This is a genomic window from Micromonospora sp. C28SCA-DRY-2 (assembly GCF_030519475.1).
In the GTDB taxonomy this organism is placed as follows: domain Bacteria; phylum Actinomycetota; class Actinomycetes; order Mycobacteriales; family Micromonosporaceae; genus Micromonospora.
In genome coordinates this window covers 212,182-232,163 of the sequence record NZ_JAUMKD010000010.1, presented here as the reverse complement: position 1 = coordinate 232,163, position 19,982 = coordinate 212,182, and the positions used below count along the sequence as shown (strand labels likewise).

The 19,982-nt window shown below is 74.2% G+C and carries 21 protein-coding genes and 1 pseudogene; 13 read left to right on the top strand and 9 right to left on the bottom strand.

Translation table 11 applies throughout. The annotated features are described in order from the left end of the window. Positions 1–10 precede the first annotated feature (10 nt). Both Q3W71_RS29740 and Q3W71_RS29735 read left to right on the top strand, forming a co-directional pair. Positions 11–184, top strand: coding sequence for a hypothetical protein (locus Q3W71_RS29740; RefSeq protein ID WP_302922776.1), 174 nt, complete (start codon positions 11–13; stop codon positions 182–184). Further along, positions 184–534 carry a DUF3140 domain-containing protein gene (locus Q3W71_RS29735; protein WP_302922775.1) on the top strand — a complete coding sequence of 117 codons (351 nt, stop codon included), beginning with the start codon at positions 184–186 and terminating at the stop codon, positions 532–534. The genes Q3W71_RS29740 and Q3W71_RS29735 overlap by 1 nt, the downstream gene beginning before the upstream one ends. 111 nt (positions 535–645) lie before the next feature. On the opposite strand, the gene Q3W71_RS29730 is transcribed toward Q3W71_RS29735, so the two are convergent. The 3 genes from Q3W71_RS29730 to Q3W71_RS29720 all read right to left on the bottom strand — a co-directional run bounded on the left by Q3W71_RS29730 (position 646) and on the right by Q3W71_RS29720 (position 2,611). Further along, on the bottom strand, positions 646–888 hold the full coding sequence (locus Q3W71_RS29730; RefSeq protein WP_302922774.1) for a hypothetical protein: 243 nt from the start codon (positions 886–888) through the stop codon (positions 646–648). Between the two features lie 19 nt (positions 889–907). Further along, positions 908–1,915, bottom strand: a complete 1,008-nt coding sequence (locus tag Q3W71_RS29725) for a LysR family transcriptional regulator (protein WP_302922773.1) — start codon at positions 1,913–1,915, stop codon at positions 908–910. Positions 1,916–2,017: 102 nt separating this feature from the next. Continuing rightward, a complete protein-coding gene (locus Q3W71_RS29720; RefSeq protein WP_302922772.1) occupies positions 2,018–2,611 on the bottom strand; it encodes a hemerythrin domain-containing protein in 594 nt (197 codons plus the stop codon). 102 nt (positions 2,612–2,713) lie between these two features. On the opposite strand from Q3W71_RS29720, the gene Q3W71_RS29715 reads away from it, so the two are divergent. Together Q3W71_RS29715 and Q3W71_RS29710 are read left to right on the top strand one after the other, a co-directional pair. Then, complete coding sequence (locus Q3W71_RS29715; protein WP_302922771.1) at positions 2,714–4,042, top strand: M20/M25/M40 family metallo-hydrolase; 1,329 nt, start codon at positions 2,714–2,716, stop codon at positions 4,040–4,042. A gap of 60 nt (positions 4,043–4,102) precedes the next feature. Beyond that, positions 4,103–4,759: a hypothetical protein gene (locus Q3W71_RS29710; protein ID WP_302922814.1), complete on the top strand. Its 657-nt coding sequence runs from the start codon at positions 4,103–4,105 to the stop codon at positions 4,757–4,759. Positions 4,760–4,843: 84 nt separating this feature from the next. Here the strand turns inward: Q3W71_RS29710 and Q3W71_RS29705 are convergent, their stop codons facing one another. From Q3W71_RS29705 to Q3W71_RS29695, 3 genes are all read right to left on the bottom strand, one after another. Beyond that, a complete protein-coding gene (locus Q3W71_RS29705) occupies positions 4,844–5,035 on the bottom strand; it encodes a DUF5703 family protein (protein ID WP_088993715.1) in 192 nt (63 codons plus the stop codon). Positions 5,036–5,169: 134 nt separating this feature from the next. Next, positions 5,170–6,420, bottom strand: coding sequence for an SseB family protein (locus Q3W71_RS29700; RefSeq protein ID WP_302922770.1), 1,251 nt, complete (start codon positions 6,418–6,420; stop codon positions 5,170–5,172). Further along, positions 6,417–6,836 carry a YbaB/EbfC family nucleoid-associated protein gene (locus Q3W71_RS29695; protein ID WP_302922769.1) on the bottom strand — a complete coding sequence of 140 codons (420 nt, stop codon included), beginning with the start codon at positions 6,834–6,836 and terminating at the stop codon, positions 6,417–6,419. Before Q3W71_RS29695 ends, Q3W71_RS29700 begins: the two co-directional genes overlap by 4 nt. 96 nt (positions 6,837–6,932) lie before the next feature. Between Q3W71_RS29695 and Q3W71_RS29690 the strand changes: the two genes are divergently transcribed. From Q3W71_RS29690 to Q3W71_RS29680, 3 genes are all read left to right on the top strand, one after another. Continuing rightward, a complete protein-coding gene (locus Q3W71_RS29690; protein ID WP_302922768.1) occupies positions 6,933–7,265 on the top strand; it encodes a hypothetical protein in 333 nt (110 codons plus the stop codon). Beyond that, complete coding sequence (locus Q3W71_RS29685; protein WP_302922767.1) at positions 7,262–8,323, top strand: WXG100 family type VII secretion target; 1,062 nt, start codon at positions 7,262–7,264, stop codon at positions 8,321–8,323. The genes Q3W71_RS29690 and Q3W71_RS29685 overlap by 4 nt, the downstream gene beginning before the upstream one ends. Positions 8,324–8,443: 120 nt before the next feature. Next, a complete protein-coding gene (locus Q3W71_RS29680) occupies positions 8,444–9,352 on the top strand; it encodes a hypothetical protein (protein ID WP_302922766.1) in 909 nt (302 codons plus the stop codon). Positions 9,353–9,369: 17 nt separating this feature from the next. Here the strand turns inward: Q3W71_RS29680 and Q3W71_RS29675 are convergent, their stop codons facing one another. Further along, positions 9,370–10,341, bottom strand: a complete 972-nt coding sequence (locus Q3W71_RS29675) for an aldo/keto reductase (protein WP_302922765.1) — start codon at positions 10,339–10,341, stop codon at positions 9,370–9,372. 244 nt (positions 10,342–10,585) lie between these two features. On the opposite strand from Q3W71_RS29675, the gene Q3W71_RS29670 reads away from it, so the two are divergent. Further along, positions 10,586–11,638 (top strand): LLM class F420-dependent oxidoreductase, encoded by a 1,053-nt coding sequence (locus Q3W71_RS29670; RefSeq protein WP_302922764.1) that lies wholly within the window; start codon positions 10,586–10,588, stop codon positions 11,636–11,638. Next, positions 11,635–12,471, top strand: coding sequence for an undecaprenyl-diphosphate phosphatase (locus Q3W71_RS29665; protein ID WP_302922763.1), 837 nt, complete (start codon positions 11,635–11,637; stop codon positions 12,469–12,471). Before Q3W71_RS29670 ends, Q3W71_RS29665 begins: the two co-directional genes overlap by 4 nt. An 816-nt stretch (positions 12,472–13,287) precedes the next feature. Here Q3W71_RS29665 and Q3W71_RS29660 read toward each other — a convergent pair. Next, positions 13,288–13,861 (bottom strand): annotated as a pseudogene (locus Q3W71_RS29660) (hypothetical protein). A 1,461-nt stretch (positions 13,862–15,322) separates the two neighbouring features. Here Q3W71_RS29660 and Q3W71_RS29655 point away from each other — a divergent pair. The 4 genes from Q3W71_RS29655 (at position 15,323) to mshC (ending at position 18,857) form a co-directional block, all read left to right on the top strand. Next, positions 15,323–16,036, top strand: a complete 714-nt coding sequence (locus Q3W71_RS29655; RefSeq protein ID WP_302922762.1) for an MSMEG_4193 family putative phosphomutase — start codon at positions 15,323–15,325, stop codon at positions 16,034–16,036. Between the two features lie 121 nt (positions 16,037–16,157). Further along, positions 16,158–16,736 (top strand): DUF3090 domain-containing protein, encoded by a 579-nt coding sequence (locus Q3W71_RS29650; RefSeq protein ID WP_302922761.1) that lies wholly within the window; start codon positions 16,158–16,160, stop codon positions 16,734–16,736. Then, on the top strand, positions 16,733–17,551 hold the full coding sequence (locus Q3W71_RS29645; RefSeq protein WP_302922760.1) for an SCO1664 family protein: 819 nt from the start codon (positions 16,733–16,735) through the stop codon (positions 17,549–17,551). Before Q3W71_RS29650 ends, Q3W71_RS29645 begins: the two co-directional genes overlap by 4 nt. A gap of 67 nt (positions 17,552–17,618) precedes the next feature. Continuing rightward, positions 17,619–18,857 (top strand): cysteine--1-D-myo-inosityl 2-amino-2-deoxy-alpha-D-glucopyranoside ligase, encoded by a 1,239-nt coding sequence (mshC, locus tag Q3W71_RS29640; protein ID WP_302922759.1) that lies wholly within the window; start codon positions 17,619–17,621, stop codon positions 18,855–18,857. 192 nt (positions 18,858–19,049) lie between these two features. Here the strand turns inward: mshC and Q3W71_RS29635 are convergent, their stop codons facing one another. Then, positions 19,050–19,841 carry a GntR family transcriptional regulator gene (locus Q3W71_RS29635; RefSeq protein WP_302922758.1) on the bottom strand — a complete coding sequence of 264 codons (792 nt, stop codon included), beginning with the start codon at positions 19,839–19,841 and terminating at the stop codon, positions 19,050–19,052. Positions 19,842–19,982: the final 141 nt, after the last annotated feature.

Below are 19,982 nucleotides of genomic sequence, written 5' to 3'. Positions count from 1 at the left end.
GAGGGCGGAGATGACCGAACCCGAGGAGAGCCGGGACGCCAGCGACCGCACGGATCCGATCGTGGCCCCGCCGACGGCCAACCCGGCCCGGGTGCGGGTGCCGCCGGAGGGCCTGGGTCGGCGGACCGACGACGAGGAGGGGGACCCGGGTGCGTCCGGGCCACCGCCGGCAGAGGAGGGCTGATGGTACGAGAGCAGCGGCTCGATCCCGAGGTGGAGGTGCTCTGGGACGACTTCCACGCCCAGGTGAACGTCCCGTCCGAGAAGCTGCGGCAGTGGCTGCTCACCCGCGGCTCCGGTGAGGAGTCGTTCGGGCCGGACCCGGATCTCGACCTGCCCGAGCCGGGCCGGCAGATCCTCAAGGTGCTGACCAAACGCAAGGTCGACCTGACGCCGGAGGACATCAAGGTGATGCAGGACGCGATCGACGAGATCCAGAACCTGCTGGAGGCGAAGCCGCCGCGCGGCAACGCCGACGACGAGTGGCGCCACGCCCTGCTCGACCTGGGCCACGACGTCCTCGTCGAACGCTGACCCGGCACCGACCCAGCAAAGCTGATCATGAAGTTGTCGTCACCCGCCACGGCGTGTCGTGACGACAACTTCATGATCGACGGGTCTGGCCGGAATCCGCGGGGGAGCTGGTCAGGTGCCCTGGTCGGATTCGAGGCTGCCGATGGTGAGGCCGACGGCGTCGGCGGCGGCCTCGCGGTCGGCGCGCTGGCGCTGCTCGCGGGTGAGCAGGTTGGCGTACTCGTTGATGGCCGACGCGTCGGGCACCTCCGGCAGGCGGCGCAGGAAGGCCTCCACGTCCTGGGCGGCGGCGGTGTGTGCGGCGGCGGCCCGGAGCAGCGTCTCCCGGTCGGCGGCGGGGTCGAGGTCGGTCATGCCGGGCAGATACCCGCCGTCAGGCGGTTCGCACCCCGCGCGCCCCGGCGACCGACCCGGCCGCCCCGGCGCCGCGCACCCCGAACTCCGGGTTGCGCATCAGCCAGGCCAGGTAGGCCGGGTGCGGCGCCAGCGCGTCGGTGTACGCGGCCAGCGCCGTCTCCAGCACCAGGTCGGCGCCGAGCGCGGCGGGGGAGTCCGGGTGGAAGCCCAGCAGCAGCCGCCAGCGCAGCGGGGTCCCGGCCAGCCGCCGGGTCACCAGGCCGGCCACCGGGCGGAAGGTGGCCTGGCACAGCGCCACCGCCTCGCCGGCGTCCACCAGGTCCACGCAGCCGCGCACGTCCGCCTCGTACACCTTGCGCGGGGTGAAGCCGGCGCGCGCGCAGGCGGCGGCGAAGCAGTCGCCGAAGCAGCCCTCGCCCGGCGCGGCCACCCACTGCTCGTGGCGCAGGTCCACCAGGCGCACCTCGTCCCGGTCGGCCAGCGGGTGGGTCTCCGGCAGCAGCACCATCACCGGGTCGACCGCCACCTCCCGCCAGCAGAGCCCGAACTCGGCCGACGGCGCGGAGTCGCCGCACACCCCGATCAGCGCGTAGTCCAGCCGCCCGCCGGCCACCGACTGCGCCAGCTCGTCCGCCGACCAGGACGCGTAGGTGCTGATCTGGGCCTGCGGCTGCTCGGCGGCGAGCCGGTGCACCAGCCGGCCGAGGATCGGGCTGTTCATCCCGCCGAACCGGTACCGCCGGGGCGCGTCGCCGGCGCCGGCCAGCCGGGCCGCCTCGTCCTGCAGGCCCTTCATCGCCGGCAGCAGCACCCGGGCCCGGGCGAGCACCAGCTCACCGAGGGCGGTGGGGCGGGCGCCGCGGCGGTCCCGCTCGAACAGCGGCCCGCCCAGGGTCCGCTCGATGCGCTGGAGCTGGGCGGTGAGCGCCGGCTGGGCCAGGCCGAGCGTCGAGGCCGCCTTGGTCACGCTCCCCGTCTCCGCGATCGCGCAGACCACCCTCAGGTGTCGCAGCTCCAGGTTCATGGATATGACGGTAGGTCCACCGGCAGTCGGCGGGAAGGGTCCGTACGGATCAACGCTTTCCGATATTTGCGGGCCAGGGCCGTCGGCGCGGCGGCCGGCCGGTCAGTTCTCCGGCGGCGCGGGCAGGTCGGCCAGGTAGGTGGGCCGGCCGGAGACCGCGTCACGCACCTTGTCCACCACCCCCACCGCCGGCTCGACGATCCGGTTCCACGGCGGGGTCGCCGGGGTGGCCGGGTGCGGCCGGGTCGGCGCGGCCTCCTCGGCGATCTCCAGCCGGTTGCCGAGCCGGATCAGCTCCTCGGCGGCGGCCACCTCGCGCAGCGCCGCGACCAGCGCGTCGACCCCGGCCACGTGCCGGCGCACCCGCTCGGCCAGCTCCGCCAGGCCGGTCGCCTCCTTGAGCGCGCCGAGCAGCCCGGCGTCCGCCTCGATCTCGTCGTCCACCCGCGCCGCGAGGTCCGGCCGGGCCGACCGTACGGCGGGCAGCAGGTACTGCTCCTCGGCCGAGAGGTGCCGGGACAGCGCGGCGGTCAGCACCTCCAGCCCGTCCGCCGGCGGCTCCGGCGCGCCGGTGAGCCGGTCCACCAGCTCCAGCAGCTGGCGGTGCTCACCGGCGACGATGTCGGCGATGCTGCGCCCGCCGGGCAGGTAGCCCTCCTCGGGCGCGGGCGGCAGCGGCGGCAGGGGGACGGTCATGGTGCCCTCCTCGATCGCGGACCGCGGTGGGGGGCGCGGTCGCGTCCGGCGGTACCCGGCGGCGTCTGCGCCGAAACCGTGGGCGGCTGGTATGAAGATGCGATGACGAGCGACGCCACCTCCGCCCGACCCGACCCCACCGCCGAGGTCGTCGACCTCTGCCGCGACCTGCTGCGCATCGACACCACCAACACCGGGGACAACGACACCAGCGTGGGTGAACGCCGCGCCGCCGAGTACGTGGCGGAGAAGCTGGCCGAGGTGGGCGTCGAGCCGGTGATCCACGAGTCCGCGCCCGGTCGGGCCAACCTGGTGGCCCGCATCCCCGGCACCGACCCGGGACGCGGCGCGCTGCTCGTGCACGGCCACCTCGACGTGGTGCCCGCGGACGCCGACGAGTGGTCGGTGCACCCGTTCTCCGGCGAGCTGCGCGACGGCTACCTCTGGGGCCGCGGCGCCATCGACATGAAGGACTTCGACGCGATGGTGCTGGCCGTGGTGCGGCACTGGCAGCGCACCGGCGTCCGGCCGCCGCGCGACATCGTGCTCGCCTACACCGCAGACGAGGAGGCGGGCAGCGACTACGGCGCGCACTTCCTGGTGCAGCGGCACCGCGACCTCTTCGACGGCTGCACCGAGGCGATCGGCGAGGTCGGTGGCTTCTCGTACTCGGTCAACGACGCCCAGCGGCTCTACCTGATCGAGACCGCCGAGAAGGGCATCGACTGGCTGCGGCTGCACGCCAAGGGCCGGCCCGGGCACGGCTCGATGGTGCACGACGACAACGCGGTCACCGCGCTCGCCGAGGCGGTGGCCCGGATCGGCCGGCACCGCTTCCCGGTGGTGGTCACCGACACCGTGCGGGCGTTCCTGGAGGAGGTCTCCGACCTGCTCGGCGTCGAGCTCGACCCGGACGACCCGGAGACCGCCATCGCCAAGCTCGGCCCGATCGCCAACATCATCGGCGCGACCATCCGCAACACCGCCAACCCGACCCGGCTGGCCGCCGGCTACAAGGACAACGTCATCCCGGGTCGGGCCACCGCCACCATCGACTGCCGCAGCCTGCCCGGCCAGTCCGAGCTGCTGGAGCGGCAGCTGCGCGAGCTGATCGGCCCGGACATCGCGATCGAGTACATCCAGCGCCAGCCGGCGCTGGAGACCACCTTCGACGGCGACCTGGTCGAGGCGATGTCGGCGGCGCTGCGCGCCGAGGACCCGGGCGCCCGGCCGGTGCCGTACATGCTCTCCGGCGGCACCGACGCGAAGGCGTTCTCGCAGCTCGGCATCCGCTGCTTCGGCTTCGCGCCGCTGCGGCTGCCGGCCGACCTGAACTTCTCCGCGCTGTTCCACGGCATCGACGAGCGGGTCCCGGTGGACGGACTACAGTTCGGCGTGCGGGTTCTCGACCGGTTCCTGCGCACCTGCTAGCCGGTCCGGCGCACCAACCGTCCGGCACCGAACCTCCCCATCGTGAAGGGACTGCCTCACATGACCGACCAGCACGGTGAGCTGGACGCCGCCCTCGAGCGCGTGATCGAAGCGGCCCGCCACCACCTGGCCGCCGTCCGCGCCGCGCAGGGCCGCATCGACGACGACGACGTCTGGCAGGCGTACGTGGCGTTGAACAACGCCTCCTACGCCTACGACGAGCAACTCCTGGACGCCTTCGGCGAGGTCACTCCCTGGGACGTCGAGTCCATCGACCCGGACGAGGCCGACCAGCGCTTCGGCGGCGGCGCGGAGGGCGTGGAGGCCAGCGACCCGCACCCGCGGGTGATCTCGGTGCGCCAGCGCCGGGACTACCGGGTGCCGAGCGTCTCGGCGCTGATCCGGGTGGCCGAGGTGGCCCGCCGGGAGGGCACGCCGGAGGAGGACGAGCCGGCGCCCGTCGAGGGCGTCGGCGAGGCGGTGCTGGAGCTGCTGCAGAGCGGCGACGGCTCGCTCGGCGCGCTGGACATCCCGGAGCTGGAGCCGCTCGACGGGGTGGTGATGGTCAGCGAGGTGGGCACCCCGGTCGACCTGGAGTCGTTCGACGACGACGACCCGGTGGGCCCGTTCCAGCCGGGGGCCGACGACCGGCTGGTCGGCCGGCTCGACGAGCACCCGTTCCTGGAGCTCGACGACGAGCACGACCACGCCCACTAGGCAGGGCGCGACGCCCCGGGGCCCGGCTCACGCGGCGCGGGCTCCGGGGCGCCGGCGGCACGGGGCCCCGGCCTCGCGGGGCCGTCAGTACGACAGGCCCGGCTGCGGCTGGTTGATCCGCCGGCGACGCAGCATCACCTGCCGCGTACCGTCCCGGAACAGCCGCACCCGGGCCAACTCCCATCCGGAGAACTCCGCCTGGATCGCCAGCTGCGCCGCGGCGGTCAACCGGTCGACGTTCGGCGGCAACCGCAGCGGCGCGTATTCGTAGTCCATGGGCACTATGCTGCCCAGCCCGGCGGCCGTCCGCCACCCCCTCCGCGGTGACCCGCGCCGCTGCCCGTGCCCGGTTTCCGCCGGCCCGCGCCGGGTGCCCGACGCCGCCGGCCGGCCCCGCCGCCGCGGGTGGCTCAGCCGGCCGGGGCGTTCGCCGCCAGCAGGTCGGCCAGGGCCGGCGCGGCCAGCGCGACCGACTGCGGGGTGCCCGGGTCGACCACCAGCCCCCAGGACCGGTCCGGCCAGTCGGCGAACAGGTCGGCGCAGGCCAGCGCGATGAACGGCACGTCCGCGCCGGCGAAGGCCGTCAACGCCTCCGGCGAGGTGAACACCGGCAGCAGCGGCGCGCCCGCCGGATCGGTGGCCACCGTCCACGGGAAGTCGGCCTCCGGGCTCGGCTCCGCCGCCAGCGGCACGCACACCGGAGCGGCCGCCAGCACCCCGAGGTAGCCGGGAAGGTCACGCCGACCGGCCGCCTCGGCGAGCAGCTCCGCCACCGTCCGCTCCGGCGCGCCGGTGCCGCTCGGTCCGGCTCCGGCCGCCGCTGTCGACCCGGCCGTGGGGTAGGGGCTGTCGGCCGGTCCGGTTCCGGCGTCCAGGGCGGCCCGGGGGCCCGTGGGGTTCGGGCCGCCGGCGGCCCCGGTTCCGCCCGCGGGGGTCGGCTGGGCCGTGGGGTACGCGCCGCCGGCGGTCCCGGCGTCCGTGGCCAGCCGGGGGGCGGTGGGGTTCGGACCGTCGCTCGGCCCGGTCCCGGCCGCCCGGGTCGGCTGGGCCGTGGGATGCGGGCCGGCGGCCGTCCCGGGTCCGCCGGTCGGCGTCGGCGCGATCGCGGGGCCCGGAAGGTCCGTCCCGCCGGCTCCGGTCGCCGTCGCCCGCGCGGTCGCCAGGGCCGGGCTGCCGACCGCCGCCGGCTCGCCGGTCGGGACCTCGGTCTGGCCCGGCGACCCGCGTAGCGCACCGACCGGCGCGTGGTCGACCGGCGGGTGGCCGCGGCCCGGCGCCGGGGCCGGCGTGGTGGCCGGTTGCGGCACGGCGGGCACCGGGACGGGCGTGGGCGGCAGGGCCCGGCAGGAGAGCGCGCCGGGATCGGCGGTGAGCACCTCGGCGGCGGTCCGCGCCACGAACGCGCTGAGCCGGTCGAGCCGCTCCGGGGTACGCGGCGTCTCGTACCACCAGCCGCCGCTGCCGTCGGCCGGGCGGTGCCAGCCGAGCGCGGCCAGGCGTGCCTCGTCGTAGCCCGGGCAGTGCAGCCGGACCGTGTCCCGGCGGACCAGCAGGTGCAGCCGGCGCGGACCGGCGGCCAACTCCAGGTCGGTGTCCCGGTCGCAGCGGGCGAGCGTGTCGCGCAGCCGGTCGACGATCTCCGGCCAGCTCGGCGAGGTCATGCCGGCGAGCCCGGCAGCTTGCCGTCCAGCCGGCCCAGCCGGCCGACGGCCTCCTCCAGCCGACCCAGCGCGGAGAAGTCGCCGGGCGCGCCGAACAGGTCGGTCAGCCCGGCACCGAGTTTCGCGTCGAGGCCCTCGGTGCGTTCCTCGAACCGCTCGGCCGCGGCGGCCTTGGCCCGCCCGTACGCCTCCAGCACCATCTCCGCGAGCCCGTCGGTGCCGGCGCGCAACGCGGTCGGCGCGAAGCTCAGGTCGGTGAGCGCTCCGGTGGCGTCGACGGTGGCGGTGACCAGGCCGCTCTCGTCGGTGGCGGTGCCGGACAGCTCGGACAGGTCGTCCTGCAGGCCGGCGAAGCGACGTTCGATGTCGGCGATCCGCCCGGCGAGCGCGTCGAACGCGGACAGCGGGTCAGCCATGAGATTCCTCCCCCGTGGACGGTGGCACCGGGGTGGTGCCCGGCGGCCGGATGATCGTATCGTCGGTGGGCCGCACGACACGGGGGAGGAACGGCGATGCCACCAGACATCGAAGTCGATGTGCACGCGGTCCGTCGACTGGAGACCGCCGCGAAGCAGGTCGCCAGCTCGCTGGCCGGTCTGGAGAGCCGGATCGCCTCGGCCGGCGACATCCCGTCGGGCGCCTTCGGTCACCTGCCGTTCGCCAGCGACATGCTCCGCGACAAGTACGCCGAGCAGGTCGAGGGCGGGATGGAGCTGTTCCGGTCGGCGCACGACGCGTTCGAGCGGGTGGCCACCGCGCTGGCCGGCACGGCCGAGGCGTACGAGCGCAACGAGCAGGACATCGACGCCGGGTTCAAGGCCATCCAGTCCGGGATGCCGCGGTGAGCGGGCCCGCCGGCAGCGCCGTCCAGCTCTGGAACGGCATCGACAACGCGCTCTCCGGCGTGCACGAGGCGGTGGACAGCGTCTGCCGCACCCTGGCCTGGCCGCTGATCCAGCTCGTCGACCTGGTCGACGGCGAGCCGGCGGCGCTGCGCGCCAAGGCCACCGAATGGGACGCGCTGGCCGCGCAGGTGCGCGAGCTGGCGCAGAGCCACCGCAGCACCCGCGAGGCCGCCCAGGCGGGGTGGCGCTCGCCGTCCGGTGAGGCGTACGGCCGCCGGATGGCCGAGGTGGAGCAGCAACTGCTCGACCTCGGCGAGCAGTTCGCCGCCACCGCGGAATACCTGCGCGGCGTCGCCGACGGCCTGCAGACCGTGCACGACGTGCTGGTCGACCTCTGCGTCGAGTTCGTGAACTGGATGCTGGTCACGCTGGTCACCGCGCTGCTGATGGCGCCGTTCACCGCCGGGGCGTCCTGGGCGGCCGGCATGGCCATCACGGTCACCCGCGGCATGATCGTGCTGACCCGGATGCTCAAGGTGATCCGGCCGCTGGCCGCGCACCTGCAGAAGGTGATCAAGCTGCTCCAGCGGGTGCTCTACTACCTGCGAAAGCTGCGCAGCCACCTGGACAAGCTGGTCGACAAGCAGAAGTGGCTGCGCACCGGCCAGAAGTTCGCCGACAAGCGGAGCGCCGGCGGCAAGGCGGACAAGTGGTACCACAAGGCCCTGGACCCGGCTCGGGGTCACCTCAAGCTGGGCAAGTCCGGTTCGCCGTTCGACATGGGCGCCTTCGAGCGGATGAAGGTGCTGCGCAGCGAGGGCATCACCAACGGCGCCCAGACGATCGCCCGCGACTGGGCCACCAACCTGCCGTGGAACGTGCCGAACACCATCGTGCACGGGGTCACCTGGGGCACCGCCGCGGTCGCCACCGGCCTCTCGATCCCCGGCGCCGACCTGGTCGACGACAAGGTCGGGCAGGCGGTGCAGGACGGCGCCGACTGGATCGACCAGAATGTCTTCGGTCAGCCGCCCGCGGAGCAGCCGGCGGGCCGGTGACGGTCGATCGAGGAGGTACGGCGTGAGCGCGAGGAGTGAGCCGGTCCGGCGAGCCCCGCAGTCGCGAACCGAGCTGGCGCCGGTGAGCGCGAGGAGTGAGCGGCGAACCGAGGTGGCGCCGTGAGCGGTGGTGGGCGGGGCCGGCTCGGGCGGCTCACCGAGGCGGTGCTCGGTGGCGCCCGGGCGGCCCGGGACAAGGCCCGCGAGCTGCGCGACGAATTCCGTACCAGCGACGAACCCGAGCGCGCGCTGGTCGCGCCGCTGGTGCCCGGGCAGGAGCTGCGCTACGTCGGGCTGGCCCCGGTCCGGGCGCCCGAGGGGCACCGCGCCGGCAGCCAGCTCGTCGACCGGGTCGGCGACGAGATGGCCGAGGCGCTCGACCCCCGGGCGCTGTTCGGGCTGCTCAACATCGTCAACCCGGTGGCCTGGGTGGACGCGGTGATGACCCCGGTGCGGCTGGCCGCGGGCGTACTCCTGCTCCCCGGCAAGGCCGCCGTGCTCGCGGCCGGCGTGCCGGGCGAGGATGAGCCGGCGGCCGGGCCGCCGCAGCAGGCGCCGGCCCGGGAGCCGCTGCCGCTGACCGAGGAGCAGGAGGCGTTCCGGGCGCTGTTCCGGCTCAGCCGCTACCGGCCGCTGGCCGACCAGCTCGCCGAGATCGCCTACCGGCGCCGGTACGTCTTCAGCGGCGACCTCGCCACCCTTGCCGGCAGCCTGCTGCTCTTCCTGGAGCGCTACACCGGCACCCCGCTCGCGGTGACCGACACCCACCTGCACCTGCTGCGGATGGGCCGCCGGCCGGACGAGGGGCGGCCGGACAAGCGCCAGCCCCGGCTGCTGTGGAGCGTGCAGCGCGACCGGATCGCCCGGATCGACTGCGACCACGGCGGTGCTCGGCTGATGCACTTCCCGTCGACCATCGGGTTCGACGACGGGTCCTGGATCCGGATCGTCAATCCGGCGACCCGGGACGACCAGAACCGGTTCCTCGCCGCCGTCCGGGAGATCCCCGGCCAGCGCCCGCCCGGCTGACGCCGCGGCGGCGTCGGTCAGCCGTCCCGCTCCGGGTAGCCGACCGGCACCGACGACACGTCGTCCAGCGCGGTGGTGATCTCCTCCGGCAACGTCATCCGCTCCACCTGGAGGGCGCCGAGCAGTTGCCCCACGGTACGGGCGCCGAGGATCGGCGCCACCACTCCCGGCCGGTCGCGGATCCAGGCCAGCGCCACCTCCAGCGGCGAGACCCCGAGCCCACCGGCCGCGGTGGCCACCGCCTCGACGATGCTGGAGCAGCGCGGCTCCAGGTAGGTGGCGACGAACCGCTCGAAGTGCGGCGACGCCGCGCGGGAGTCGGCCGGCCGGCCGTGCCGGTACTTGCCGGTGAGCACCCCGCGGCCCAGCGGCGACCAGGGCAGCACACCCAGCCCGAGCGCCTCGCAGGCCGGCAGCACCTCCCGCTCCACGCCCCGCTCCAGCAGCGAGTACTCCACCTGCGCCGCCACCACCGGGGCCCGCCCCGGCCAGGCGGCCTGCCAGGTCGCGGCGCGGGCGGTCTGCCAGCCGGAGAAGTTGGACACCCCGACGTAGCGGACCCGCCCGCTGGCCACCGCGTGGTCCAACGCCGCCAGGGTCTCCTCCAGCGGGGTGTCCGGGTCGTAGCCGTGCACCTGGAACAGGTCGACGTGGTCGGTGCCGAGCCGGCGCAGCGAGGCGTCGAGCGTACGCAGCAGGTGCCCGCGCGAGCCGTCACGCCGGCGGCCGCTGCCCGGCCGCAACCCCGCCTTGGTGGCGATCAGCAGCTCGTCGCGGGGGACCAGGGTGCCCAGCAGCGAACCGATCACCGACTCGGCGTCGCCGTCGCCGTAGACGTCGGCGGTGTCGACGAGGTTGCCGCCCGCGTCGAGGTAACTCTTCAACTGGGCGGCCGCGTCGTCGGCGTCGGTGTCCCGGCCCCAGGTCATGGTGCCGAGAGCGAGCCGCGAAACCGCCAGCCCGCTTCGGCCGAGCGGTCGCTGTTGCATGGGTGAACCTTATTTCGAACCGGGCCGGACGGATATCCTCGCTCGCCGGCAAGTCTGCCGCTCCGCCCCGGTGTCCGCTCGGCCCGGTGCCGGCTGGTCCGCCCGGCCGGCCGGAGCCGTCCGTCCGCCCGACCCGCCGGCCGCCCGACGCCGAGGTCGGGGCGATTCCGGTGAGCCGGTGATCGGCCCCGCGGGCGGCATTGCGTAACCTGGTGCGACCTGTGGTGCGGATGGGGGAGGACCAGTGCGACTCGGGCTCAGCCTCGGATACCAGACGGCGTGGAGCACGCCGGCCGACCACCTGGCCCTGGCCCAGGAGGCGGACCGGCTCGGCTACTCGGTGGTGTGGGCGGCGGAGGCCTACGGCTCCGACTCGCCGAGCATGCTCGCCTGGATGGCCGGCCAGACCGAGCGGATCGACGTGGGTGCCGCGGTGATGCAGATCCCCGCCCGCACCCCGGCGATGACCGCGATGACCGCGGCGACCATCGACGCCCTCTCCGGCGGCCGGTTCCGGCTCGGCCTCGGGGTCTCCGGCCCGCAGGTCTCCGAGGGCTGGCACGGCGTACGGTTCGCCAAGCCGCTGGCCCGCACCCGCGAGTACGTCGACATCGTGAAGCTGGCGGTGGCGCGCAAGGAGGTCGCCTACGACGGCGAGTTCTACACGCTGCCGCTGCCGGACGGCCCCGGCAAGGCGCTCCGGCTCGGCTTCCACCCGCCGCGCGAGCACATCCCGATCTACCTGGCCGCGGTCGGCCCGAAGAACCTGGAACTGGCCGGGGAGATCGCCGACGGCTGGCTGGCCGTCTTCTACTCGCCGGAGTTCGCCGAGGAGCACCTCGCCGCGGTCCGGGCCGGGCGGGCGAAAATCGGCAAGGACCTCGCCGGCTTCGACGTGGTCCCGTCCGTTCCGGTGGTCGTCGGCGACGACGTCGCCAGCTGCGCCGAGCTGGTCCGCTGGTACGCGGCCCTCTACGTGGGCGGCATGGGCAGCCGGCAGCAGAACTTCTACAACCAGCTGGCCACCCGCATGGGGTACGGCGACGCCGCCCGCGAGGTGCAGGACCTCTACCTCGCCAAGCGGCAGCGCGACGCGGCCGCCGCGGTGCCGATGGAGTTCATCGACCGCACCTCGCTGCTCGGCCCGAAGGAGCGCATCGCCGAGCGGATGCGGGAGTACGCCGCCGCCGGCGTCACCACCCTGTCGGTGAGCCTGTTCGCCGCCGACCGGGACAGCGGGGTGCAGACCCTGCGTACCGTCGCCGAGGCGCTCGACCTCGCCGGAGTCGGCGAGTGACCTGGGTCGAAGCCATCGTCCTGGGCATCGTCCAGGGTCTGACGGAGTTCCTCCCGGTCAGCTCGTCCGGGCACCTGCGGATCACCTCCGCGATCTTCTTCGACCGGGACGCCGGGGCGTCGTTCACCGCGGTGACCCAGCTCGGCACCGAGGCGGCGGTGCTGATCTACTTCGCCAAGGACATCTGGCGGATCACCCGCACGTGGCTGGTCGGGATCAGGGACAAGTCGGTCCGTTCCAGCCTCGACTACCGGATGGGTTGGTACGTGATCGTCGGCTCGATCCCGATCGGGCTGTTCGGCTTCCTGTTCAAGGACCAGATCCGGACCGCCGGCCGCAACCTCTGGCTGGTCGCCACCACGCTGATCGTCTTCGCGTTCGTCCTCGCCTTCGCCGAGTACTGGGGCCGGCAGACCCGGACCCTGCAGAACTTCCGGATGAGCGACGGCGTGGTGATGGGCTTCGCCCAGGCGATGGCGCTGATCCCCGGGGTGTCCCGCTCCGGCGGCACGCTCACCGCCGGCCTGCTGCTCAACCTGACCCGCGAGGCGGCCGCCCGGTACTCGTTCCTGCTGGCCATCCCGGCGGTGGTGATGTCCGGGATCTTCAGCATCGGCGACGTCTTCGAACCGGCCGCACCGGGCACGTCGGCGCCGTCGGTCGCCCAGATGGTCGTCGCCACGGTCATCGCGTTCGCCATCGGCTACGCGGCCATCGCCTGGCTGCTGCGCTACGTCGCCCACCACACCCTGTACGTCTTCGTGCTCTACCGGGTGGCGCTGGGCACTCTGGTCCTCGCCCTGCTGATGACCGGCACCATCAGCGCCACCTGAGCGGGCCCGACACTCGACGGCCCCCGGCACCGCGCGGTGCCCGGGGGCCGTCGCCGTTCCAACGCGCATTCGGCAACGGCGAGGGACTCGCGCTTCGGCCGGGTGCGGGCTCTCGGGCCTGCCCGGCCGGGATGCGGGCTCGGGCGGCCGTCCGGGGGCCTGCGCGGCCGGGTGCAGGGGTCGGCCTGCGGGCTCGGGCTCCGGTCTGTGCGGCCGGACGCGGCTCGGGGTCGGGGCGACCGGGTCTGGAGACAGCGCCGCCCCCCGCGGCCTGGTGGCTGCGGGGCGGCGGTGTCGGTGTGCAGGTCGCCCTCTCGGCGAGTGGCGACGCGGTTCCAGCCGGACGGTATTCCGCAGAAGGCTGTTGGGGTGAGGCCCGGGGACACTGGGTCCCATCCGACACTGGTCTCAACAGGGTGGTGGGTCTGGTTGTTCCCCGGGTGGCTGGAATCGGTTTTGTCGTGCTGGCCGCGTCGCCCTGGCCGTCCGGGTCGCGTCGTCTTGCGGTGGTCGGGTCGGTGGCTGGTGCGTGGGGTGGTCGCGTCTCTGCCTGCTGCGTGGGGGTTAGGGTTGGGGTGTGGCCCGCCGTGCCCGGCTCCGCGGTCCGGGCTTGATCCCTGCGCCGGTCACGGCGGGCCACCCCGGACCTGGCTGAGCCGCCGACGCCTGGTCGCGGTCGCCGGCGGGGGCCTGGCCTTGTGCGGGCCGGCATCCCGGTCGGTGGTGTTGGCCCTGTGGTGGTGGATGTGCTGCTGGCCGGCGCACCCATGTGGTGCCGGCCAGCAGGTCTAGCAGGAAAGTCCGTGTGTTTGGTTGTCAGTTGTTCCAGTGCTCGGCGACGAGGTCGGCGGCCTGCTGTTCCACTGGGCGTAGTGGTCGGGGTAGGCCGCCGACACCTGCACCCTGGGCGGCGACGGTCAGGGGCATGTCCTGCCAGCCGTCGACCTGCTAGGCCCGGGAACGCCATGGTGGAGTACTCGGGGTCGGTGATCTGCTCGACCGTGCCCAACCCGAGCTCGGGCGCTGCTGGAACAGGCCCCGCGAGTCGTGGTCGTTGCGCCACCCAGGTGACCCAGGTTCTCCAGCTTCGACTCCTGCAACGCGGTGGCGATGCCACACGGCGGCCCGCTCGTCCATACCGGACTTCTTCGTCGCCGCGATGATCGCCTTCATTCGCGGTCTGCTCATCGTTCAGCTCGATGCGCGACTGCTCGCCCTGCACACCATGCGGATCAGCTTCCCCTTCACACCCGGCTTGTCGGCCTGCACGGCGGCGACCGGCTGGCCGCCTCAACCGAGCAGCGTGGGCGGTGGCGGGGCCGGCGGCGACACCACCGGCGAACGCCAGACCAGCGATACCCAGAACGCTCTTACGCATGATCGTGTTCATCACAAAAGCTCCTTCGGGGGTCAACGCCACCAGCCCAGGGGGGAACGGGCACAGGGGCGCAAGCACCACCAGGGCGCTCAGAAGACTTCGGAGGATCCGGCACGCGCGGGGCGGGGATGCCCTGGTACCGGGATGCCCGGCAGACCTGCCGGACGGTGTCCCTTCGCGGTGCCGGACTGTGTGTAACGACCACCGGGCCACCATCATTCCGGGGCCCTCAACCCTCCGCCGGCGTGTGCCGGGGCAAAGGGCTGCCGCGATCGTTCGGGGGATGCAACGACCACCGGGCCGCCGTCATTCGGCGCCACGACCCTCAACCTGGCGCCGGGCAAGGACTGCCGCGATCGTCGAGGGGATGCAACGACCGGCCGCCCGCCATCATTCCGCCAGGCCGGGACCCTCACGCCGGCCATACCAGCGAGCCCTTGCTCGATCGTCCGCAGTATAACGCCCCGACCCGGGCCCGATTCCGCCACCCGGATGCCGCCGGTCACACCCACGAACCCGACAAACACCCACACCGGCACGGCGGCGGCCTATGTGCCGGCCGCAGCCGACGCCGATCGACTCCATACCGCCGATATGGGGCCATCCCGACCCAGTTGACACCGCAAAATCGGCGACCTGGCGCAGGCCCTCCGGGTCGATACCCCGCCGCATCGGCGAAACGGTGCGGGGCCCTCGGGGCGGACACCGCCACGTCGGCGAGACAGCGCAGCCCTTCGCGCACCCCCGACACCCCGTGCGCGGAATGTCTGGATGACCGACCCACTGCCCGGCTCCACGAAGGGGTGAGCCCTCGGTCCGCGCTCGCCGATCAGCCCGCCCGGCAGCGAGCCGCCCTCGGGCCCCCACGGCGGGGCGGACCCCAGAGAACGAGCGCCGGACGTCTGGCCCCGCCAGTCGCGGCAACCAAGCGCATCCGCTGATACCTCCACGGCATGATGACACAGGGCATCACCCTCACCGGACACCATGCCCACCCAGACGACAACGTCCGCCGGCCAACCGCCGGCCGGCATGGTGATCCCGCGCGCTACCCGCACCAGACAGGGCGAGCGAACGAGGTGGGCACGGCACATCGCCAACGTCACCGCCGACCAGGACGGGGCGCGCGGACCCGACCGCGACCAGACCCGACCGCGACCAGGGCGGGCGCGCCGTAACCTCGCGAACGGACTCGGACTGCGGCACCGGTGGCCCCGTGACCAAGCGAATCTGGACCACCACAACGTGGCCCCGCCGCACCGACACGGGCGGACCGGGACCACGACGCGGGTGTGGCCCGCCGTGACCGGCGCAGGGATCAAGCCGAGCCGCCCGGAGCCGGTCACGGCGGGCCACACCCCACCGCAACCACCCACCTCACCAGGAACGCGCAGACAACGCGGAACGGCGGACCGAAGAGCCAGAAGCCGGGCGCACCGGACGGCGGCGGACCTCGAGATCCCAGGCCCTAGGGTGGTGACCGTGGCGACCCTTCTGCTTCTGCGACACGGCCGGACGACCGCGAACGCGGACGGTGGGCTGGCCGGCCGTCAGCCGGTCGAGCTGGACGACACCGGCCGGGCCCAGGCGACAGCGGTCGGGGAGCGGCTCCGGGCGGTGCCGCTGGCGGCGGTGGTGACCAGTCCGTTGATCCGGTGCCGGCAGACCCTCGAGTTGGCGTTGCCGGAGGCGACCCCGGTCGTCGAGGAGGGCCTGATCGAGTGCGGTTACGGCAGCTGGGAGGGGCAGCCGTTGAAGAAGCTGGCCAAGGAGCCGCTCTGGCCGGTGGTGCAGCAGCATCCCAGCGGGGCGGTCTTCCCGGAGGGGGAGGCGATGGCGGCGATGGCGGCCCGCGCGGTGGCGGCGGTGCGCTCCTGGGACGCCCGGGTCACCGCCGAGCACGGCGCGGAGGCGGTCTGGCTGGCGTGCAGCCACGGCGACGTGATCAAGGCGATCGTGGCCGACGCGCTGGGCGTACACCTCGATCTGTTTCAGCGGATCGTGGCGGACCCGGCGTCGGTGACCGCGATCCGCTACACGCCGGTGCGCCCGTTCCTGCTGCGGCTCAACGACACCGGCGGTGACCTGGCCGGGCTGGTGCCGCCGCCGCGCAAGCGGCGCCGGCGGGCGGCCCGGGCGGCCGACTCGGACGCCGCGGTCGGCGGGGGCGCGGGGGCGTCGCGGTGAGCGCGGCGGGCGCGGTCCGGCCCGGGTCGGCCCGGCGGTACGGCGGGGTCGCCGGGGCGGGGGCGATTCGGGGTGTCGGTGGGGTGCGCGTTGCCGTTGCGGGCCGGATAGGGTCGTGGGTATGACCCACCAGGTGCACGCCTTCGAGCCGCCGGAGCGGTTCGTCGCCGGGACCGTCGGGCCGCCGGGGGATCGCACGTTCTTCCTCCAGGCGCGCGGCGGTGGCCGGCTGGTCAGCGTCGCGCTGGAGAAGGTCCAGGTGTCGTTGCTGGCCGAGAAGCTGGAGGAGCTGCTCTCCGAGGCGCAGCGCCGGTTCGGCGTCGAGCTGCCCGAGCCGGCCACCAGCGTCGGCGACAACGACCCGCTGGACACGCCGGTCGACGAGGAGTTCCGGGTCGGCACCCTCGGGCTGGCCTTCGACGTGGACACCGCCACCGTGGTGATCGAGGCGATCGCGGCCGGTGAGGCGGAGGCCGAGGTCGAGCTGGGCGAGCCCGACGACGACGAGGACGCCGACGACGACGAGCCCGACGACGACCTCGACCGGCTCCGGGTGCGGTTGACCCCGGAGGCGACGCGGCAGTTCATCGAACGGGCCCGGCGGGTGGTCAACGCCGGCCGGCCGCCCTGCCCGCTCTGCGGTCAGCCGCTGGACCCCGCGGGCCACCTCTGCCCGCGGCACAACGGTTACCACCGGTGACGTCGTCCGGGCTGCAACCCCGCCAGGACGGCGACGCCGCGCTCCGGCTGCTCCGTGACGGCGCGCTCGACCTCGAGGGCCGGCTGGTGGACGCCTCGAACACCACCCTGCGGGGGATCCTCACCCTGGACGGGGTGACCGCCCGCTGCGTCTACAAGCCGGTGCGGGGCGAGCGCCCGCTCTGGGACTTCCCGGACGGCACGCTGGCCGGTCGGGAGGTGGCCGCGTACCTGGTCTCCCGGGCCAGCGGCTGGGACCTGGTGCCGCCGACGGTGCTGCGCGAGGGCCCGTTCGGGCCGGGCTCGTGCCAGCTCTGGATCGACGAGCCGGCCGACGCGCAGCCGCTGGTCGGGTTCGTGTCGGCCGACGCGCTGCCGCCGCGCTGGTTCCCGATCGCCGCCGCCCGCGACGACGACGGCACCCCGTACGCGCTGGCGCACGCGGACGACCCGCGGCTGGCCCGGCTCGCGGTGCTCGACGCCGTGATCAACAACGCCGACCGCAAGGGCGGCCACGTGCTGGTCGGCCCGGACGACCGGATCTACGGCGTGGACCACGGGGTGAGCTTCCACGTCGAGGAGAAGCTGCGCACGGTGCTCTGGGGCTGGGCCGGCCGGCAGTTGCCGGCGGACGCGGTGGAGATGCTCGACGGGCTCGCCGGGCAGGTCGCCGGGGCGCTCGGCGCCGAACTGGCCGACCACCTGACGATCACCGAGATCGCCGAACTGGCCGCCCGGATCGACCGGCTGCGCGACACCGGCCGGTTCCCGCAGCCGCCCGAGGACTGGCCGGCGGTGCCCTGGCCGCCCATGTGAGCCGCTGTCGTGATGATCACCCCGGTGCTCGTCCTGCCCTGTCGTACCGCTGGTTAGGCTGGCAATCATGGAGTCTTGGGCGGGACATGAGGTGCCGCGGCTGCCCGGCAGGGGCGGGCCGCTGGCGTTGTTCGACTCGGCACGGCAGGGGGTCCACCCGAGCACGCCGGACGGCACAGCGACCATGTACGTCTGCGGCATCACCCCGTACGACGCCACCCACCTCGGTCACGCCGCCACCATGATCACGTTCGACCTGGTCCAGCGCGTCTGGCGGGACGCCGGGCTGAACGTGAAGTACGTGCAGAACGTCACCGACATCGACGACCCGCTGCTGGAGCGCGCGGCCCGCGACGGGGAGGACTGGAAGGTCCTCGCGATGCGGGAGACCGCCCTGTTCCGGGAGGACATGGAGGCGCTGCGGATGATCCCGCCGGCGCACTACATGGGCGCGATCGAGTCGATCCCGGACATCGCCGAGAAGGTCCTGGTGCTGCTCAAGGACGGCGCCGCGTACCGGCTGGAGGACGGCACCGGCGACGTCTACTTCGACATCACCGCGGCGCCCCGGTTCGGCTACGAGTCCAACCTGTCCCGCGAGCAGATGTTGGAGATCTTCCCGGAGCGCGGCGGCGACCCGGAGCGGGCCGGCAAGCGCGACCCGCTCGACCCGCTGCTGTGGCGGGGCGCCCGTGAGGGGGAGCCGTCCTGGCCGGGCGGCGAGCTGGGCCCGGGCCGTCCGGGCTGGCACATCGAGTGCGCGGTCATCGCGCTGGGCCTGCTCGGCGACCGGATCGACGTGCAGGGCGGCGGCAACGACCTGCTCTTCCCGCACCACGAGTGTTCCGCGGCGCACGCCGAGCGGCTCACCGGCGAGGCGCCGTTCGCGACGCACTACACGCACGCCGGCATGATCGGCCTGGACGGCGAGAAGATGTCGAAGTCCCGGGGCAACCTGGTCTTCGTCTCCCGGCTGCGGGCCGACCAGGTGGATCCGATGGCGGTGCGGCTGGCGCTGCTGTCCGGGCACTACCGGGCCGACCGGTCCTGGACCGAGGACCTGCTCACCACCGCCCAGGAGCGGCTGGCCCGCTGGCGGCGGGCCGCCGCCGCGCCGGCCGGGCCGTCCGGGGCTGAGCTGCTGGCCGGCGTACGCGCCCGGCTCGCCGACGACCTGGACACTCCGGGGGCGCTGGCGCTCGCCGACGCCTGGGCCGAGCAGGCCCTCGCCGGCACCGCCGACGACCCGACCGCCCCCGCCCTCTTCGCCGACACCCTGGACGCCCTCCTCGGCATCCGCCTCTAACGACCCCCACCCCCACCCGGCCCCACCCGCTTGATTATGAGGTGCTGCCATGACCCGGGCGGCCTCCCGGTCGGTCGCCTCGGCGGAGGGGCAGGTGATGATCGGCATCGATCACTGACGCAATGAGCTGCGACACGTCGAGGCGGCAGGCGACTACTTGATGATCGCCGGACTGGAGCCGGGGAGGGGGAGTCAGGCGAGGGTGAGGCCGGGGTCGGGGTCCGGTTCGGGGGCCGGGGCGGGGATCCGGTACTCCTCGGTGAGCGTGGTGACCGGGCCGGGCCAGGTGGCCTGGGCGACCTCGATCGGCTTGCGGGCGCCGTCGTAGGCGACGTGTAGCAGGTGCAGCACCGGGGTGTCCGGGCGGATCTGCAGGATCTCCGCCTCCTCCCGGCTGGGCTGGCGGGCGCTGATCGTGTCGGTGGCCGAGACGTACCGCCGCCCGGTGGCCTCCTCGGCCTCCTGGTAGAGCGGCCGGCCGTACGCCTCGCTGCGTTCCAGCGAGGTGCCGGCGGCGTCGGCGGGCAGGAACCAGGAGGCGCCGACCTCGACCGGGGAGTCCTCGGTGCGGACCAGGTGCCGGCGGCAGACCAGTTCGGTGCCGTCGGGCACGCCGAACGCGTCGGCCACCTCCGGCGGGGCCGGGGCGCGGCCGACGGAGACGAGCTGCTGCTTGTACCGGGCGGCGAGGTCGGTGTGGTAGCCGCGGAAGCCGCCGTACCGCCCCCGGGAGAGCCGGTTGAGCCGCCGCCGGGTGCCCCGGACGTACGTGCCGGAGCCGGGCTTGGTGATCAGGATGCCCTCGACCCGCAGCTGGTCGACGGCGCGTTGGACGGTCTGCTTCGCCACCCCGAACATCTCGGCGATGGCCGGGATGGACGGCAGCCGTTCGCCCGGCCCCCAGTCGCCGCGCCGCACCTGCGCTTTGAGCTGCGCGGCGATCTGCCGGTGCGGGAACTCGGCAGCGCCCGGATTGATCTGCATGCCCGCCTCCTCGATCACAGCTAGGTTCCTAGGATGGCCTAGCGGGTGTGACCGCGCCACCCCGGACACGCCGGAGCACCGCGCTTCGGCCCGGAAACCGCACCCGAGGCAGGCACCGCGGCGGTGAACCGTGGAACGTCG

What these genes read in the sequence shown, in the direction of transcription:
- Q3W71_RS29740 (WP_302922776.1), top strand. Translation starts at nt 11, where the DNA reads ATGACCGAACCCGAGGAGAGCCGGGACGCCAGCGACCGCACGGATCCG.
- Q3W71_RS29705 (WP_088993715.1), bottom strand. Translation starts at nt 5,035, where the DNA reads ATGGACTACGAATACGCGCCGCTGCGGTTGCCGCCGAACGTCGACCGG.
- Q3W71_RS29675 (WP_302922765.1), bottom strand. Translation starts at nt 10,341, where the DNA reads ATGCAACAGCGACCGCTCGGCCGAAGCGGGCTGGCGGTTTCGCGGCTC.
- Q3W71_RS29715 (WP_302922771.1), top strand. Translation starts at nt 2,714, where the DNA reads ATGACGAGCGACGCCACCTCCGCCCGACCCGACCCCACCGCCGAGGTC.
- Q3W71_RS29730 (WP_302922774.1), bottom strand. Translation starts at nt 888, where the DNA reads ATGACCGACCTCGACCCCGCCGCCGACCGGGAGACGCTGCTCCGGGCC.
- Q3W71_RS29690 (WP_302922768.1), top strand. Translation starts at nt 6,933, where the DNA reads ATGCCACCAGACATCGAAGTCGATGTGCACGCGGTCCGTCGACTGGAG.
- Q3W71_RS29650 (WP_302922761.1), top strand. Translation starts at nt 16,158, where the DNA reads ATGACCCACCAGGTGCACGCCTTCGAGCCGCCGGAGCGGTTCGTCGCC.
- Q3W71_RS29725 (WP_302922773.1), bottom strand. Translation starts at nt 1,915, where the DNA reads ATGAACCTGGAGCTGCGACACCTGAGGGTGGTCTGCGCGATCGCGGAG.
- Q3W71_RS29710 (WP_302922814.1), top strand. Translation starts at nt 4,103, where the DNA reads ATGACCGACCAGCACGGTGAGCTGGACGCCGCCCTCGAGCGCGTGATC.
- Q3W71_RS29700 (WP_302922770.1), bottom strand. Translation starts at nt 6,420, where the DNA reads ATGACCTCGCCGAGCTGGCCGGAGATCGTCGACCGGCTGCGCGACACG.
- mshC (WP_302922759.1), top strand. Translation starts at nt 17,619, where the DNA reads ATGGAGTCTTGGGCGGGACATGAGGTGCCGCGGCTGCCCGGCAGGGGC.
- Q3W71_RS29695 (WP_302922769.1), bottom strand. Translation starts at nt 6,836, where the DNA reads ATGGCTGACCCGCTGTCCGCGTTCGACGCGCTCGCCGGGCGGATCGCC.
- Q3W71_RS29635 (WP_302922758.1), bottom strand. Translation starts at nt 19,841, where the DNA reads ATGCAGATCAATCCGGGCGCTGCCGAGTTCCCGCACCGGCAGATCGCC.
- Q3W71_RS29720 (WP_302922772.1), bottom strand. Translation starts at nt 2,611, where the DNA reads ATGACCGTCCCCCTGCCGCCGCTGCCGCCCGCGCCCGAGGAGGGCTAC.
- Q3W71_RS29735 (WP_302922775.1), top strand. Translation starts at nt 184, where the DNA reads ATGGTACGAGAGCAGCGGCTCGATCCCGAGGTGGAGGTGCTCTGGGAC.